Origin of the sequence: Streptomyces sp. 891-h, assembly GCF_022760275.1 — a bacterium.
Classification (GTDB): domain Bacteria; phylum Actinomycetota; class Actinomycetes; order Streptomycetales; family Streptomycetaceae; genus Streptomyces; species Streptomyces spirodelae.
This window is the reverse complement of sequence record NZ_CP050693.1, coordinates 6,368,562-6,384,758: the sequence shown is the minus strand read 5'-3', so window position 1 is coordinate 6,384,758 and position 16,197 is coordinate 6,368,562. Positions and strand designations below refer to the sequence as shown.

Here is a 16,197-nt window from a genome sequence, read left to right as displayed (position 1 = left end):
ATGGATGTCGCATAAGAGACACCGGTGCCTCCGAGGCGGCGGACCGCACAGCAGCGCCCCGCCACACAGGGTGACGGGGCGCGGATGGGATCGGGGCCGCTGCGCTCGGGCAGACCCAGGGGGCCTGCAACTTCGACAGGTCAGGGTCGTCACTGCCACGGCAGCTCCGAGCGGCGCCGCCAGTACACCTCCGGCTCCTCCACCAGCTCGGCCAGCAGGGCCAGTTGGGCCTCGTCCAGTTCGACCGCTGTGGCCAGCAGATTGGCGTGCAGCGCGGCGACGGTGGCCGCGCCCGAGAGGACGACGCCCGCCCACGGCTGCCGCAGCACAGCGGCCAGCGCGACGGCATCCGGCGTGGTGCCCGCCGCCTCCGCCACCAGATGCAGATCGCGAGGCTCCTGACCACCCGCCAGCCGCCCGTTGGCCATCGCCTCCTTGACGATCACCGTCAGCCCCGCCTCGTGCGCCTCGGCCAGCGCCTCCCCCGCCGAGGTCTCCAGCAGGTTGTAGGTGCTCTGGACGGTACGGAAGAGCGGCTCGCCATCCGCGGTGACCGCCAGCGCGGCGCGGATGGCGTCGGCCTGTGCGGGGCCGCTGGTGCTGAAGCCGACGGTGACGCCCTCGGCCGCCAGCCGGGCCAGCCGCTCGTGCAGCGCCGTGTCGGTCAGCGCGGGGCTGTCCGGGGTGAGGGAGTGGATCTGGTACAGGTCCAGCCGGTCACCGAGCAGCTCGCGGCTCTCGGCCGACTGCCGTTCGAACACCTCGAGGGAGTGGTCCTTGACCTCGTGCACCTCGGCTTCCGTGCGCCACTCCCCCACGTAGGTGTAGCCCCACTTGCTGCCGACGACCACGTCGTCGGCCTCCGGGTGCTCGCTCAGCCAGGCCGCCAGGAACTCCTCGGCCCGCCCGTAGGACCGCGCCACGTCGAAGTAGCGCACGCCCTGCGCGTAGGCGGCGTCGAGCAGTTCGTGCGTACGGGCGCGCATCGCCTCCGGCGTGCGGTTGCCGGGAAGCTCCGCTTCCCGGCCGAGCGTGATGTACGCGGGGCGGCCGACGGCGGCCAGGCCGAGGCCGAGGTGGGCCGTCGGTGTGGTGGCGGAAGCGAGACGGGTGAAGGGCATCGGCATCTCCCGGCGCGGCGGTGGGGCGGCTGTTTGCCGCCCCACCGTACTGGGCGGATGACGCCGCGCCCCGTACCTCGGCCCGGGCCCCCTCCCCATGTCTGGTGAGGGGGTGCCCCTTTGCTGTGCGCTGCAGACCGCGGGTGCTCCCCCGGCCTCCGGCCGGGAGGTGCCCCAGGCCGGTCGCGCTCGCGCGGCGGAGCCGCATCTCAGCACAGCCCCGCGCCCCTGACGGGGCGCGGCTCAACGCTTGGCGTCGGCCCACTCGCGCTGGAGGTCCAGGTCGGCGCGGAAGTCGGCGAGCTGGGCCGCAACCGCGGAGGGCGCCGTTCCGCCCTTGCCGTCCCGGGCGGCCAGCGCGCCCGGGACGTTCAGCACCTCGCGCACCTCGGGGGTGAGGTGCGGGGAGATCGCGGCGAACTGCTCGTCGGTGAGCTGGTCCAGCTCGATACCCGTACGCTCGCACTCCTTCACGCACGCGCCGGCCACCTCGTGCGCCACCCGGAACGGGACGCCGCGCTTGACCAGCCACTCGGCCACATCGGTGGCCAGCGAGAACCCGGCGGGTGCCAGCTCGGCCATCCGGTCGCCGTGCACGGTCAGCGTCGCCATCATGCCCGTGAAGGCGGGCAACAGCAGCTCCAGTTGGTCGATGGAGTCGAAGACCGGCTCCTTGTCCTCCTGGAGGTCCCGGTTGTAGGCGAGCGGCAGCGCCTTGAGCGTCGACATCAGCCCGGTCAGATTGCCGATCAGCCGGCCGGACTTGCCGCGCGCCAGCTCCGCGATGTCCGGGTTCTTCTTCTGCGGCATGATCGAGGAACCGGTCGAGAAGGCATCGTGCAGGGTCACGAAGGAGAACTCCTTCGTGTTCCAGAGGATGATCTCCTCGGCGATCTTGGAGACATCCACGCCGATCATCGCGGTGACGAAGGCGAACTCCGCCACGAAGTCGCGCGAGGCCGTTCCGTCGATGGAATTGGCTGCGCTGCCGCCCTCGAAGCCGAGGTCGGCGGCGACGGCCTCCGGGTCGAGGCCGAGCGAGGAGCCGGCCAGCGCACCCGAGCCGTACGGGGAGACCGCGGTGCGCGCGTCCCACTGGCGCAGCCGCTCCGCGTCCCGGGCGAGCGCCTGGGCGTGCGCCAGCACATGGTGCGCGAACAGCACCGGCTGTGCGTGCTGGAGGTGGGTGCGGCCCGGCATCGCCACGTGGGGGTGGGCCTCAGCGAGCCCGACGAGCGCGGCCTGGAGGTCGGCGAGCAGGCCGCCGATGACCCGGGCGTGGTCCCGCAGATACATCCGGAAGAGCGTGGCGACCTGGTCGTTCCTGGACCTGCCCGCGCGCAGCTTGCCGCCGAGGTCCTTGCCGAGCCGCTCCAGCAGGCCCCGCTCCAGCGCGGTGTGCACATCCTCGTCCGCGATCGTGCCCTGGAAGTCCCCGGAGGCCACGTCCCGCTCCAGCGCGTCGAGCCCGGCGATCATCTGCCGCAGCTCGTCCTCGGTGAGCAGTCCCGCCTTGTGCAGGACGCGGGCGTGTGCCCGCGAGCCCGCGATGTCGTACGGCGCCAGGCGCCAGTCGAAGTGCACCGATGCGGACAGTTTCTCCAGGGCCTCCGCCGGTCCGTCCGCGAAACGTCCACCCCAGAGGCGGACATCACCCTTGTCTTCGCTGCTGCTCACTTGTTCGCGCCTGTTCGTGTGAGTTGGTGGAGGTGCCACGGCTTGCTCGTCTGGTGCGCACGCTGACTGGCATAAGTATGCGGACCTCTGCATTATTTTGTCAACGCACCCCCCTGACCCCGCCCCCTATCCGGCGCGCCCCTCCAGCTCCTCGGCCAGCACGCGGGTGTGGCCGATCGACGGGTCCTTGACGGCGGTCAGCAGAGTGAGCACCCCCGCCCCGGAGGCGGCCTCCAACAGCTCACCCGTCGCCCGCTCACCCTCGTCGGTGGCCAGCTCGGCGCGGTAGCGCTCGGCGAACTCCTCGAAGCGGTCCGGATCGTGCCCGTACCACTTGCGCAGCTCCGCACTGGGGGCGACCTCCTTGTGCCAGGCGTCCAGCGCGGCCTCTTCCTTGGACAGGCCGCGCGGCCAGACCCGGTCGACAAGGACGCGCGTGCCGTCCGAGCCGGGATCGGGCTCCTCGTAGACGCGGCGCACCTGGATCCGCAGTTTCCCGCGCGCCTTCTTGGCGCCCTTCTCGCCATCCTTCTTGGCAGCCATGACGCCAGCGTGCGGCCGACTGCCGCCCGCTCGCATGTTGACGGCGTTCACATTGGCGGCTAGCTTACCGCCATGGCCGACTTCCCGAGTCTCGCGCGACAGACGTGGCACCAGCTCGAACCCGTCTACGCGTCCGTCTACTTCGCCCCCGAGGTCTACGCACAGACCGCCGCCCTCGGCTACGCCGACACCGAGCGCTGGCCCTCCTACTTCGCGCTGCGCGCGGCTCCGCTCGGAGCGGCGACGGCCGAGCTGGTGACCGCGACCTTCTACAGCTTCAGCCCGCGCACCGTCGCGGCCCATGTGCCCGGCGTCTGGCGGACCGCCTCGCCCGAGGCCGTACTGGAGGCGCGCACCCGGGGCGTGGACGCGACCCTGCGCGCCATGCTCGGTGACCGGATCGACGACCCCGGCCTCGCCGAGGCCGCCGAGCTGGCCCGTACCGCTGCCGAGAGCGCGGACCTGGCCGGGCGCCCGCTGGCCGCCGCCAACGCCGCGCTGGGCCGCCCGAGTGAGCCGCACATGGTGCTCTGGCACGCGGCCAACGTCCTGCGCGAGCACCGCGGCGACGGCCATCTGGCCGCGCTCCAGGCCGCCGGACTCGACGGCTGCGAGGCGCTGGTCTCCTTCGCGGGCATCGGTGCCGCGCCGGTGGCGAACTTCGCCTCACGGGGCTGGAGCGAACAGGAGTGGGCGGCGGCCCGCACCAGGCTGCGGGAGCGCGGTCTGCTCGACGCCGACGGCACGGCGACCGAACGCGGACGCGAGGTGCGCGACGAGGTGGAGCGGATGACGGACGAGCTGGCCGCCGCGCCGTACCGGGCTCTCGGCGCGGACGGCTGCGCCCGGCTGGCGGAGCTGAACCGCCCGGCGTTCACGGCCGTCGTCAACTCCGGACGGCTGCCGGCTCAGTCCACGCTGGGCATCCTCACCGTCCAGGCACCCGGGCCGCGGTAGGGCCTACGCCGCCCCGGCGGGTCACATCGCGAGACGGCCTTGCCAACCGGCCGCGCCGGGGCGTTTTCTCTCCGGGTGCGAACCGAACACCAGAACACCTCGCCGAGCGCTCCGGAACCCTCCGACTCCCCGGAGGCCGCAGCCGAGCAGCGCGGGGCGCGCCGCGCGGTCACCCTCTTCCCCCTCCTGGTCGTCCTCGCGGGCGCCCTCGGCCTCGTGAGCCCGGGGAGCTTCACCGGGGGCGGCGAAGCGGTGCCGTATCTGCTCGGCGTCGTGATGTTCTGCATGGGGCTGACCATGACGCTGCCGGACTTCCGGGGCATCGTGCGCAGGCCCTGGGCGGTCGCGCTCGGACTCGCGGCGCAGTACCTCGTGATGCCGGGGCTCGGCTGGCTGGTCGCCCAGACGCTGGGCCTCTCCCCGCAGCTCGCGGCGGGGGTGATCCTCGTCGGCTGCTCACCGGGCGGCACGGCGTCGAATGTCGTCACCTATCTGGCCCGCGGTGATGTGGCCCTCTCCGTCTCCGTCACCTCGGTCTCCACGCTCGTCGCGCCGCTGCTGACCCCACCGCTCACCCTGTTCCTCGCGGGCGAGTTCCTGCCGGTGGACACCGGCTCGATGTTCGCCGACATCCTCAAGACCGTACTGCTGCCGGTTCTGGGCGGGTTGGTGGTACGGCTGCTGGCCGGGCGCCACGTGCGGCGGGCGCTGCCCGTCCTCCCCTGGCTCTCGGCGGTCACCATCGCGGCGATCGTCACCATCGTGGTGGCCGCCAGCGCGGACACGATCAAGTCGGCCGCTGCGCTGGTCTTCCTGGCCGTCGTCCTGCACAACGGCCTGGGCCTGACGATCGGTTACGCCGTGGGGCGGCTGTCCCGGCTCGGTGAACCGGCGGGCCGCGCCATGGCCTTCGAGGTCGGTATGCAGAACTCGGGGCTGGCCGCCTCCCTGGCCGCGGCGCACTTCAGCCCGCTCGCGGCGCTGCCGGCCGCCGTCTTCTCCGTGTGGCACAACGTCTCGGGGTCGCTGGCCGCAGCGTGGTTCGCCCGCCGCGACGGCAAGGGGAAGCCGTAGCACTCAGCGGGCGATCCCGCTCACCAGCCGATCCCGCCCACCCGGCGTGGGGGCCCGCCCACGCCGGAACGGGTCCCCCAAGGGCGAAGCCCTCAGCGCTCCTTCTGCGCCAACGCCAGCAGGTGGTCCGCGAGAGCCTGTCCGCCGTCCGGCGCCCGGCTGATCAGCAGCAGTGTGTCGTCCCCGGCGATGGTGCCGATGATCTCGTGCACCCCGGCCTGGTCGATGGCCGAGGCCAGGAACTGCGCTGCGCCCGGAGGGGTGCGCAGCACGACGAGGTTGGCGGACGCCTCGGCCGAGATGAGGAGTTCACCGGCGAGCCGCGCCATCCGCGCCTCGGTGGCGGACTCGCCCAGCGGCGCGCGGGGGGTGGGATCGCCCCCCTCGGCGGGGACCGCGTAGATCAGCTCGCCCCCGGTGTTGCGGATCTTGACGGCGCCCAGTTCGTCGAGGTCCCGGGAGAGGGTGGCCTGGGTGACCGTGAGCCCGTCGTCGGCCAGGAGCTTGGCGAGCTGGCTCTGCGAGCGGACCGGCTGCCTGCTCAGAATGTCGACGATGCGGCGGTGCCGGGCCGTCCGCGTCTGCGGGACGGCCTGTCCCCCGTGCTGCTCCTCGGTCATCGTGCGCGTACCCCTCTGGCTCATCTGCTTCAGCTCATCGCTGTCTGTCGGACGCGGCGTCGGCCGCTGCCGCCTGGCCGGCCGCTGCCCGTTCCCCGGCCACTGCCGCGTCGAGAACGGCGGGCAGCGCACCGACGAGCGCGTCCACCTCCGCCTCGCCGACGATCAGCGGCGGGGCGAGCCGGACGACGTCCGGGGCGACCGCGTTCACCAGGAATCCCGCGTCCTGTGCCGCCTGCTGCACGCGCGGCGCGACCGGCTCGGTGAGCACGATACCCAGCAGCAGCCCCGCACCACGGACCTGTGCGACCGCGGGGTGGCCGAGGCCCAGTACGCCCTCGCACAGCCGGGCACCGGCGCGCTTGACGTGGTCGAGCAGCCCATCGGCCGCGATCGTCTCCAGCACCGCGAGGCCGGCCGCGCAGGCCACCGGGTTGCCGCCGAAGGTTGAGCCGTGCTGGCCGGGCTCCAGCAGTTCGGCTGCCGGACCGAAGGCGAGGGTGGCGCCCAACGGCAGTCCGCCGCCCAGCCCCTTGGCCAGCGTGATGAGATCCGGTTCGACACCCTGGGCCTGGCATGCGAACCAGTGCCCCGTCCGGCCGATGCCGGTCTGGATCTCGTCCACCACCAGCAGCGTGCCGGTAGCGGCGGTGATCTCGCGGGCCGCGGCCAGATAGCCCTCGGGCGGTACGACGACGCCGTTCTCGCCCTGGACGGGTTCGACGATCACCAGCGCCGTCTCCTCGGTGACCGCGGCGCGCAGCGCCTCGGCGTCGCCGTAGGGCACGTGCGTGACGTCGCCGGGCAGCGGGCGGAACGGGTCCTGCTTGGCCGGCTGGCCCGTCAGGGCGAGGGCGCCCATGGTGCGGCCGTGGAAACCGCCCTGGGTGGCGACCATGTGGGTGCGTCCGGTGCGCCGTGAGATCTTGACCGCGGCTTCGACGGCCTCGGCGCCGGAGTTGGCGAAGTAGACCCTCCCCGGCCGGCCCGCCACCTCCAGCAGCTTCTCGGCGAGCGCGACGGGCGGCTCGGCGATGAACAGGTTGGAGACATGGCCGAGGGTGGCGACCTGGTCGGAGACGGCGCGCACCACGGCGGGGTGCGCGGTGCCCAGCGCGTTGACGGCGATGCCGCCGACGAAGTCGGTGTACTGCTTGCCCTCGGCGTCCCACAGCTTGCTGCCCTCGCCGTGGGTCAGCGGGAGGCGCGGGGTGCCGTAGTTGTTCATCAGCGCGCCCTGCCACCGGCCGGTGAGGGCGGAGTTGTCGTGCGCGATGGTGGTCATACGGGGCCCTCCGCGTTCGGTGCGGCGCTCTGGTGAGCGTCACGTGGGTCGGGGACGGCGTCGGGCACGACCATGGTGCCGATGCCCTCGTCCGTGAAGATCTCCAGCAGGATGGAGTGCGGCACCCGGCCGTCCAGGACGCGCGCGGTGTGCACCCCGTTGCGCACGGCGTACAGACAGCCCTCCATCTTGGGGACCATCCCGCTGGCCAGTTCGGGCAGCAGCTTCTCCAGCTCGGCGGCGGTCAGTTCGCTGATCACGTCGTCGCTGTTCGGCCAGTCCGCGTACAGGCCCTCCACATCGGTGAGGACCATCAGCGTCTCGGCGCCGAGCGAGGCGGCGAGCGCTGCCGCGGCCGTGTCGGCGTTGACGTTGTACACGTGGTCGTCATCGGCGCTACGGGCGATGGAGGAGATGACCGGAATCCGGCCGTCGTCCAACAGCGCCTCTATCGCACCGGTCTCGACGGAGCTGATCCGGCCCACCCTCCCCAGGTCGACCTCTTCCCCGTCGACCTCGGCCAAGTGCTTGGTGGCAGCCATGATGTGGGCGTCCTCGCCGGTCATGCCGACGGCGAGCGGGCCGTGCTGGTTGAGCAGATTGACCAGCTCCCGCTGCACCTGGCCGGCCAGCACCATCCGTACGACGTCCATCGTCTCGGGGGTGGTCACCCGCAGCCCGGCGCGGAACTCGGACTCCAGGCCGAGCCGGTCGAGCTGCTTGCTGATCTGCGGGCCACCGCCGTGCACCACGACGGGACGCAGCCCGGCGTGCCGCAGGAAGACCACGTCCTGCGCGAAGGCCGCCTTCAACTCCTCGTCCACCATGGCGTTGCCGCCGAACTTGATGACGACGGTCCTGCCGTGGTGCCGGGTCAGCCAGGGCAGCGCCTCGATGAGGATCTGCGCCTTGGGCAGCGCGTTGTGTTTACGAGCGGTGCTCGGTTTCCGGATGCTCATGACGAGTAGGCGCTGTTCTCGTGGACGTAGTCGGCCGTCAGGTCGTTGGACCAGATGACCGCGGAAGCGGAGCCGGCGTGCAGGTCGGCAGTGATCCGGACCTCGCGGAAGCGCATGTCGACCTTGTCGCGGTCCTCGCCGACAGCGCCGCCGCGGCAGACCTGGACGCCGTTGATGGCCACGTCCAGCTCGTCCGGCTCGAAGGCCGCGTCGGTGGTGCCGATGGCGGCCAGCACCCGGCCCCAGTTGGGGTCCTCGCCGTGGATGGCGCACTTGAGCAGGTTGTTGCGGGCGATGGTGCGGCCGACCGTGACGGCCTCGTCCTCGCTGGCCGCGCCCACGACCTCGATCCTGATGTCCTTCGAGGCGCCCTCGGCGTCCCGGATGAGCTGCTGACCCAGGTCCGCGCAGACCGCGTGCACCGCCTCGGCGAACTCGGCCTGCTCGGGGCGCACCCCGCTCGCGCCGGAGGCGAGCAGCAGCACCATGTCGTTGGTGGACATCGCGCCGTCCGAATCGATGCGGTCGAAGGTGGTGCGGGTGGCGGCGCGCAGCGCGGTGTCGAGCTCGTCCGCCGTCAGGTCGGCGTCGGTGGTCAGTACGACGAGCATGGTGGCCAGGCCCGGCGCCAGCATCCCCGCGCCCTTGGCCATGCCGCCGACGGTCCAGCCCGCGGGGCTGGTGACGACGGCCGTCTTGTGCACGGTGTCGGTGGTCTTGATGGCGAGCGCCGCCTTCTCGCCGCCGTGCTCGGACAGCGCCGCGGCTGCCGTCGCTACGCCCGGCAGCAGTTTGTCCATCGGCAGCCGCACCCCGATCAGCCCCGTGGAGGCGACCGCGACCTCGCCGGCGCTGTGCTCGGTGCCGGTCGCTGCGGTCAGCGCCTCGGCCGCCTTCTCCGCTGTCGCGTGGGTGTCCTGGAAGCCGGGAGCGCCCGTGCAGGCGTTGGCGCCGCCGGAGTTGAGCACCACGGCGGAGACCCTGCCGCCCTTGAGGACCTGCTCGGACCAGAGCACCGGCGCCGCCTTGACGCGGTTGGCGGTGAAGACGCCGGCGGCCTCCAGGCGCGGCCCGTTGTTGACGACGAGCGCGAGGTCGGGGGCCCCGCTCTCCTTGATTCCGGCGGCGATGCCCGTCGCCGTGAATCCGCCGGCCGCTGTGACGCTCATGGTGCGACTCCGATCGTGGAAAGTCCCAGTCCCTCGTCCAGGCCGAGGGCGATGTTCATGCTCTGCACGGCACCGCCGGCGGTGCCCTTGGTGAGGTTGTCGACAGCGCTGACGACGATGATCCGGCCCGCCTCCTGGTCGTACGCGACCTGGAGATGCACGGAGTTGGAGCCCTGCACGGCGGCCGTCGCGGGCCACTGGCCCTCCGGGAGCAGGGTGACGAACGGCTCGTCCTGGTACGCCTTCTCGTAGGCGGCCCTCAGCTGCTCCCCGCCGACGCCGGTGGCGGCCTTGGCGCTGCAGGTGGCGAGGATGCCGCGCGGCATGGGGGCGAGGGTCGGGGTGAAGGAGACGCTGACGCGCTGCCCGGCGGCGGCCGAGAGGTTCTGGATCATCTCCGGGGTGTGCCGGTGGGTGCCGCCGACGCCGTAGGGGCTCATCGAGCCCATGACCTCGCTGCCCAGCAGGTGCGGCTTGAGGGCCTTGCCCGCCCCGGAGGTGCCGGTCGCGGCGACGATCACCGCTTCGGGTTCGGCCAGGCCCGCGGCGTAGGCGGGTGCCAGTGCGAGCGAGACGGCCGTGGGGAAGCAGCCCGGCACGGCTATCCGCCTGGCCCCGCGCAGGGCCTCGCGAGCGCCGGGCAGCTCGGGGAGCCCGTAGGGCCAAGTGCCGGCGTGCGGGGTGCCGTAGAACCGCTCCCAGTCGGCCGCGTCGGCCAGCCGGAAGTCGGCGCCGCAGTCGATGATCAGCGGCCCCTGGCCGGCGGAGCCGAGCTGCTCGGCGAGGGCGGCGGACTGCCCGTGCGGGAGGGCGAGGAAGACCACGTCGTGGTCGCGCAGCACCTCGGCGGTGGTCTCCTCCAGCACGCGGTCGGCGAACGGGACCAGGTGCGGCTGGAGCGCCCCGAACCGCTGTCCGGCGTTGCTGTTGCCGGTCAGCGCCCCGACCTCGACCTCCGGGTGCCCGGCGAGCAGGCGCAGCACCTCACCCCCCGCGTATCCGCTCGCTCCCGCCACCGCCGTGCGCACTGCCATGAATCCTCCTCCTTGGAGGCATGACTATACGCATCGCAGCAGTTTTATGCAATGAATCATGTGACCGGCGGCTGTCCGCGACCGGCGGGAACAATCGTTCTCCCGGCCCGCTGAAGCACTCACGTCAGCGCCCGCCCGGCCCGGGCCCGAGGGGTGGAAAAGCGGTCGCACGCAGGAGGTACCGGCCGCGATACTCGCGCGCATGCTTGATTTCTCCGACTTCGACACCCGCGGCTACCGCACCGTGGACGTCGCCACCGGGTACGGCCAGTGGGTCGACACATACGAGGACACCGTCGAGGACGTGATGGACCTCGCGCTGCTGGACGAACTGACCGTGCCCCGCTGGAGCAGTGTGCGGCGCGCGGCCGATCTGGGGTGCGGGACCGGGCGGACCGGTGCCTGGCTGCGGCGGCAGGGGCTCGCCGGGACGCTCGACGGGGTGGACCTCACGCCCGGGATGCTGCACCGGGCCCGCGCCAAGGGCGTCCACGACCGGCTGCTGGAGGGCGACGTACGCGCCACCGAGCTGGCGTCGGGCGCCTACGACCTGGTGATCTCCTCGCTCATCGACGAGCACCTGCCGGATCTGCGGCCCTTCTACCAGGAGGCGTGGCGGCTGGCGGCGCCGGGCGCCCACTGCGTGGTCATCGCCTTCCACCCGCACTTCATCATGGCCTCCGGGATGCCCACCCACTTCACCGACTCCTCGGGTGAGCACGTCGCCATCAGCACCCACGTCCACCTGCTCAGCGACCATGTGACGGCCGGGCTGGGTGCCGGATGGCGGCTCGCGGAGATGCGGGAGGGAGTCGTCGACGAGCGGTGGCTGGAGCGCAAGCCGAAGTGGGAGAAGTTCCGGCACCACCCCGTCTCGGCCGCGCTGGTGTGGGAGCGGGAGCCCCAGGACGGGTGAGACGGCGGGCGAGGCGGGGCGGCGGGAAACGGGGGTTTGCGTTGGAGTGCGCTCCAACGCCTAGCGTCAGCGACCAGATCGCAGCAACCGGCGCCCGGACACGAGATCAACCGGCCGGCGCCCCCGTAGCAGGAGGTATCAGCATGACCGCCCTTCCCACCCGCCGTCTGGGACAGCTCACCGTCTCCGCGCAGGGTCTCGGCTGCATGGGGATGAGCCACGGCTACGGCTCCTCCGACGACGAGACCTCCATCGCCACCCTCCACCGGGCCCTCGACCTGGGCGTCAACCTCCTGGACACCGCCGACTTCTACGGCTCCGGGGCCAACGAGGAGCTGATCGGCCGGGCGATGGCCGGCCGCCGCGACGAAGTGGTGCTGGCGACCAAGTTCGGCTTCGCCAACAAGCTGGGCGAGCCCACCGTCATCCGGGGCGACGCCGCGTACGTACGCCAGGCCTGCGAGGCGTCGCTGCGGCGGCTGGGCACCGACCACATCGACCTGTACTACCAGCACCGCGTCGACCCCGAGGTCCCCATCGAGGAGACGGTCGGCGCGATGGCCGAGCTGGTGGCCGAGGGCAAGGTGCGCCACCTGGGGCTGTCCGAGGCGAGCGCGGAGACCATCCGGCGCGCCCACGCGGTGCACCCGATCAGCGCGCTGCAGAGCGAGTGGTCACTGTGGACCCGCGACCTGGAGGACGAGGTGGCGCCGGTCTGCCGCGAGCTGGGCATCGGCGTCGTGCCCTTCTCCCCGCTGGGGCGCGGCTTCCTGACGGGGCGCTACTCCTCGGTCGAGACGCTGGAGGAGGGTGACGCCCGACGGAGCATGCCGCGGTTCGCGGGTGACAACTTCGACCGCAACCTGGCCATCGTCGAGCGGCTGAACGAACTGGCCGAGCGGCGCGGCGTCACGGCGGGACAGCTCGCCCTGGCGTGGGTCCAGCACCGGGGCGACAACGTGGTGCCGATCCCCGGCACGCGGCGCCAGAAGTACCTGGAGGAGAACGTGGCGGCTCTCTCGATCTCCCTTACCGCCGAGGAGCTGGCCGACATCGAGGCGGCGGCGCCCCGGGACGAGATCGCCGGTGCCCGCTACGACGAGAGCGCCCTGTCCTACGTCAACCGCTGAGCGGACGAGCCGACGGCAGCTCGGCCGCGGGCTCTGCGCTGTCGGTCCCCGCGTCCATACTTGTCACCGTGACCGAAGGCGCTGAAGGTAGGGAACTGCTCGACGAGCTGGGCCTGGCGGACTCGTCCCTGGCGGATTCGTCCCTGGCGGCGGAGGAGCCCTTCCGCTCCTTCCTCGCGGGGTTGGGACCCGGCGTCGTGCCGGAGATGGAGCGCTACGGCGCGGAGCTGGCCGCGCGGCACAACGGCCTGGCCGACGACGCGCTGTGCACCCTGGCGCTGGCCGTCCTGGACGGCTGTGGTCCGCCCGAGGGCCGCAGCGGACTACGGGCCGACCTCGCGTCCCGGGCCGCGGCAGGCAGCGGTCAGGAAAGCGGCGAGGCGGCCGAGCGCCGCGCCGCGGTGTGGCGGGCGCTGGGGGATCTGCTGGCCCGCGAGGAGGGCGCTCCCGGCGACGGACCTGAGCCCTTCTCCCGGCTCGCCCGCGCGATGGCCGACGGCCGGCGTACCCCGGAGTCGGAGCGCTTCGAGCTGCTGCGGGCCCTCCACCGGGCCGCCCTCGCCCGGTCACAGCAGACCTAGCCGCCACTCTCCCGTGCGGCCGGTCAGGGTGAGGGTGGCGAGGGGCTGCGTCTCGATGTGCCAGTAGGCGTGCGGCGGGGCCTTGAGGACGTAGCACAGCGCCGCCCGTAACACGGACGGTTCGGTGACGGCGACTGCCCACTCCCCCGCCGCCGTCGGGCGGGTGTCCAGCCAGCCGCCGATCCGGCGGATGAAGGACAGCAGGGACTCGCCGCCGTGCGGGGCCGAGCGCGGGTCGGTGCACCACTGCTGGACCGCCTCCGGCTCGCGCGCCGTCACCTCGGCGAGGGTGGCGCCGCGCCAGCGGCCCATGTCCCAGTCGAGCAGCGCCGGCTGGGCGAGCGGGGTGAGGCCGAGCACGGCGCCGGTCTCCCGGCAGCGGGGCGACGGCGAGCAGTAGCGCAGCTCGGCCGCGGCGAGGTAGGAGAGCGAGGGGGCTCTCCGGACGACCTCCTCCCACCCGGTGGCGTCCAGTGACCGGTCGTCGTCGAAGCGCACGTCCGCCACGGGGGAGCTGCGGCCGGCGGCGAGCAGCGTCATACGCACGTGCATGCGGTGAGAGTAGAGCCGTGGCGCCAGGTGTTCGAGAGGCGGACACCCGGCAGTTTTCCGCGAATCGGAGCGGAAGGGTCTCATCCGCCGGGCAGCGTGTCCGCGCAGGCTGTACGGAGGCGTCGTACCCCCTCCAGGATGTCCCCCGCGGCCGCCGTGGGCCCGAACGCCAGCCGCAGGTAGGGCGCCGGGGGTTCGGCGGCGAAGTAGGAGCGGCCCGGCGCGACGGCGACCCCCGCGCGCAGTGCCGCGGCCATGAGTGCGTGCTCGTCCGTCCCGTCGGGCAGCCGCAGCCACAGGTGATAGCCGCCGCGGGGGAGGTGGTCGAGGCCGAGCGCGGGCAGCTCGGAGGCGAGCGCGCCGGCCATGAGCGCGCGGCGGGTACGCAACTCGGCTGCGATGGTGCGCAGATGCCGCGGCCAGGCGGGAGCGCCGACCAGTTCGACCGCCGCTTCCTGCAGCGGCCGGGGCACGAAGAAGCTGTCGACGATCTGGATGGCGCGCAGCCGCTCCAGCACGGGCCCGCGCGCGGCCAGCGCGCCCACCCGCAGGCTGGGCGAGGTCACCTTGGACAACGAGCGGACGTGGACGACGACGCCGTCGCGGTCCTCGGCGCGCAGTGCGGGCGGGAGCGGCCCGGCGTCCTGGTGGGCGAGGTACCGGGCGAAGTCGTCCTCGATCACGAACGCTCCCGACGCGCGCGCCACCCGCAGCACCTCGCCTCGGCGCTCGGGCGCGAGGACGGCCCCGGTGGGGTTCTGGAACAGCGGCTGGCAGACGAACACGCGCGCGCCGCTGGCCCGGAACGCGTCCGCCAGCAGCTCGGGGCGTACGCCGTGGGCGTCCACGGGTACCGGCACGGGGCGCAGTCCCGAGGCCCGGGCGGCGGCGAGCATGCCGGGGTAGGTCGGGGACTCCACGAGTACGGCGGCGCCCGGGGCCGCGAGGGCGCGCAGCGCGGTGGTGAGCGCCGCCTGTCCGCCCGCGGTGACCAGTACGTCCTCGGCGGCGACGGTGCCGGACGGTCCGCCGATCTCCCGGGCGAACCAGCCACGCAGCTCCTCCATCCCTTCCAGGGGCGGCCGTCGCCACGCGCCGGGCCGGCGCCCCGCGCGGGCGAGCGCGGCGGCGAGGGCCTTCTCCGGCTGGAGTCCGGGCGGCAGATAGCCGCCGCCCAGGTCGAGCACGCCGGGTGGGGTCTCGAGCGTGGTGGTCAGCCCGCTCGCGTCGACGCTGCGGGGCACCTGGTCGGCGGAGGCCTCGGCGCTCAGCGTCACCTCCTGCCACGAGACGTCGCCCTGCTGCTGGAGCGCGCCCGGTGCCGGACGCGGCTCGGCGCGGAACGCGCCGACTCCGGGCCGGGTGACCACCAGGCCCTCGGCGGCCAGCACGGCCAGTGCCCGCGAAACGGTGACCGGGCTGGCTCTGAACCGCTCGACCAGCGCCCGGCTGGACGGCAGCTTCTCTCCTGGAGAGTAGCGGTCCAGCTCACTTCGCAAGGAAGCGGCCAGGTCGGCAACGCTGCTACGCTCTGACATGAGAGCCAACGATAGCGCTACTCCCGTCACCACGATAGCGGCGCCGGCCCCGGAGACGCGGATATGCGCCCCCTCAGGGGCGCGGGGAACCGCGCACTCGGCCACGAGTCACCCGCAGTCCGCAGCGGACGGGCAGGGGCAGCTGCTGACCGGGGCCCCGCGAAGCTCCCGCGCCGGGGTCGTGTTCGCCGTGCTCGGGGTCGTCCTCTTCTCGCTGACCTTCCCCGCGACCAGTTGGTCGCTGGAGGGGTTCGGCCCCTGGTCGGCGGCGTCGCTGCGGACCCTGATCGCGGGGCTCGTCGCCGGCGGAGTGCTCCTGGTGCGGCGGGTACCGCTTCCGGAGCGGCGGCACTGGGGCGGGCTCGCGCTTGCCGCCTCCGGCGTCGTGATCGGATTCCCGCTGCTGACCACCCTCGCCCTGCAGACCTCCACCACCTCGCACGCGGCGGTGGTGGTCGGCCTGCTCCCGCTGACGACGGCCCTCTACTCCTCGGTCCGTACCGGGTCCCGGCCGGCGCCGCTGTTCTGGGTGGCGGCGGTGGCGGGCGCCGCCGCAGTGGTCGCGTTCGCGCTCCACCAGAGCGGTGGTGCCCCCGGCGTGGGCGACCTCTACCTGTGCGGGGCGCTGCTGATCTGCGCCGCCGGGTACGCCGAGGGCGGCAGGCTGGCACGGGAGCTGCCCGCGCTGGAGGTGATCGGGTGGGCGGTGGTCTGCTGTCTGCCGGTCGCCCTGGTCGGCGCCGCTCTCGCACTGGCGCACGAACCGGTGACGCTGACCGCACACTCCGTGCCCGGACTGGTATGGGGCGCGGTCTGCTCGCAGTTCGTGGGGATGTTCTTCTGGTACCGCGCGATGGGGCTCGCCGGAGTGGCTCGAACCAGCCAGGTGCAACTCGGGCAGCCGCTGCTTACGCTGGTGTGGGCGGTGCTCCTAGTCGGTGAGCGCCTTACTCCCGCCGCGCCGGCGGCGGCGCTCGCCGTGCTGGTGTGCATCGTGGTCGTACAGCGCAGCCGCGCCTGACCACCGGGAACTGGAGGGCA

Annotated in this window: 16 protein-coding genes; 6 read left to right on the top strand and 10 right to left on the bottom strand. The window is 73.0% G+C overall.

The window, feature by feature from the left end:
* Positions 1-149: 149 nt before the first annotated feature.
* The 3 genes from HC362_RS28090 to HC362_RS28080 form a co-directional block, all read right to left on the bottom strand.
* Positions 150-1,121, bottom strand: a complete 972-nt coding sequence (locus tag HC362_RS28090) for an aldo/keto reductase (protein WP_243086963.1) — start codon at positions 1,119-1,121, stop codon at positions 150-152.
* A gap of 243 nt (positions 1,122-1,364) precedes the next feature.
* The gene (argH, locus tag HC362_RS28085; protein ID WP_243086961.1) at positions 1,365-2,798 is read right to left on the bottom strand and encodes an argininosuccinate lyase; all 1,434 of its coding nucleotides are present in this window, start codon (positions 2,796-2,798) and stop codon (positions 1,365-1,367) included.
* Between the two features lie 126 nt (positions 2,799-2,924).
* Positions 2,925-3,341 (bottom strand): DUF488 family protein, encoded by a 417-nt coding sequence (locus HC362_RS28080; RefSeq protein ID WP_243086959.1) that lies wholly within the window; start codon positions 3,339-3,341, stop codon positions 2,925-2,927.
* A 72-nt stretch (positions 3,342-3,413) separates the two neighbouring features.
* Here HC362_RS28080 and HC362_RS28075 point away from each other — a divergent pair, with 72 nt between their 5' ends.
* A complete protein-coding gene (locus HC362_RS28075) occupies positions 3,414-4,298 on the top strand; it encodes a hypothetical protein (RefSeq protein ID WP_243086958.1) in 885 nt (294 codons plus the stop codon).
* Between the two features lie 75 nt (positions 4,299-4,373).
* On the top strand, positions 4,374-5,372 hold the full coding sequence (locus tag HC362_RS28070; protein ID WP_243086956.1) for a bile acid:sodium symporter family protein: 999 nt from the start codon (positions 4,374-4,376) through the stop codon (positions 5,370-5,372).
* 92 nt (positions 5,373-5,464) lie between these two features.
* Here the strand turns inward: HC362_RS28070 and HC362_RS28065 are convergent, their stop codons facing one another.
* From HC362_RS28065 to argC, 5 genes are read right to left on the bottom strand one after another with little or no spacing between them, the layout of a single operon-like run.
* Positions 5,465-5,992 carry an arginine repressor gene (locus tag HC362_RS28065; protein WP_099886328.1) on the bottom strand — a complete coding sequence of 176 codons (528 nt, stop codon included), beginning with the start codon at positions 5,990-5,992 and terminating at the stop codon, positions 5,465-5,467.
* A gap of 34 nt (positions 5,993-6,026) precedes the next feature.
* Positions 6,027-7,277, bottom strand: a complete 1,251-nt coding sequence (locus tag HC362_RS28060; RefSeq protein WP_243086954.1) for an acetylornithine transaminase — start codon at positions 7,275-7,277, stop codon at positions 6,027-6,029.
* Entirely contained in the window at positions 7,274-8,236 is a 963-nt protein-coding gene (argB, locus tag HC362_RS28055) for an acetylglutamate kinase (protein ID WP_243086953.1), read from the bottom strand. The genes HC362_RS28060 and argB overlap by 4 nt, the downstream gene beginning before the upstream one ends.
* A complete protein-coding gene (gene argJ / locus HC362_RS28050; RefSeq protein ID WP_243086951.1) occupies positions 8,233-9,405 on the bottom strand; it encodes a bifunctional glutamate N-acetyltransferase/amino-acid acetyltransferase ArgJ in 1,173 nt (390 codons plus the stop codon). Before argJ ends, argB begins: the two co-directional genes overlap by 4 nt.
* Positions 9,402-10,439 (bottom strand): N-acetyl-gamma-glutamyl-phosphate reductase, encoded by a 1,038-nt coding sequence (gene argC, locus HC362_RS28045; protein ID WP_243086949.1) that lies wholly within the window; start codon positions 10,437-10,439, stop codon positions 9,402-9,404. The genes argJ and argC overlap by 4 nt, the downstream gene beginning before the upstream one ends.
* 202 nt (positions 10,440-10,641) lie before the next feature.
* Here argC and HC362_RS28040 point away from each other — a divergent pair, with 202 nt between their 5' ends.
* From HC362_RS28040 to HC362_RS28030, 3 genes are all read left to right on the top strand, one after another.
* Positions 10,642-11,355 (top strand): class I SAM-dependent methyltransferase, encoded by a 714-nt coding sequence (locus HC362_RS28040; RefSeq protein WP_243086948.1) that lies wholly within the window; start codon positions 10,642-10,644, stop codon positions 11,353-11,355.
* 143 nt (positions 11,356-11,498) lie between these two features.
* Positions 11,499-12,485: an aldo/keto reductase gene (locus HC362_RS28035; RefSeq protein WP_243086946.1), complete on the top strand. Its 987-nt coding sequence runs from the start codon at positions 11,499-11,501 to the stop codon at positions 12,483-12,485.
* A 68-nt stretch (positions 12,486-12,553) separates the two neighbouring features.
* Positions 12,554-13,066, top strand: coding sequence for a hypothetical protein (locus HC362_RS28030; RefSeq protein WP_243086945.1), 513 nt, complete (start codon positions 12,554-12,556; stop codon positions 13,064-13,066).
* On the opposite strand, the gene HC362_RS28025 is transcribed toward HC362_RS28030, so the two are convergent.
* Together HC362_RS28025 and HC362_RS28020 are read right to left on the bottom strand one after the other, a co-directional pair.
* Positions 13,052-13,618, bottom strand: a complete 567-nt coding sequence (locus HC362_RS28025; protein WP_243086944.1) for a histidine phosphatase family protein — start codon at positions 13,616-13,618, stop codon at positions 13,052-13,054. The two genes, HC362_RS28030 and HC362_RS28025, sit on opposite strands and share 15 nt — an antisense overlap.
* Before the next feature lie 80 nt (positions 13,619-13,698).
* Positions 13,699-15,156, bottom strand: a complete 1,458-nt coding sequence (locus HC362_RS28020; RefSeq protein ID WP_243086943.1) for a PLP-dependent aminotransferase family protein — start codon at positions 15,154-15,156, stop codon at positions 13,699-13,701.
* Here HC362_RS28020 and HC362_RS28015 point away from each other — a divergent pair.
* Positions 15,155-16,177, top strand: coding sequence for a DMT family transporter (locus HC362_RS28015; RefSeq protein WP_243086942.1), 1,023 nt, complete (start codon positions 15,155-15,157; stop codon positions 16,175-16,177). The genes HC362_RS28020 and HC362_RS28015 overlap by 2 nt on opposite strands.
* Positions 16,178-16,197 lie beyond the last annotated feature (20 nt).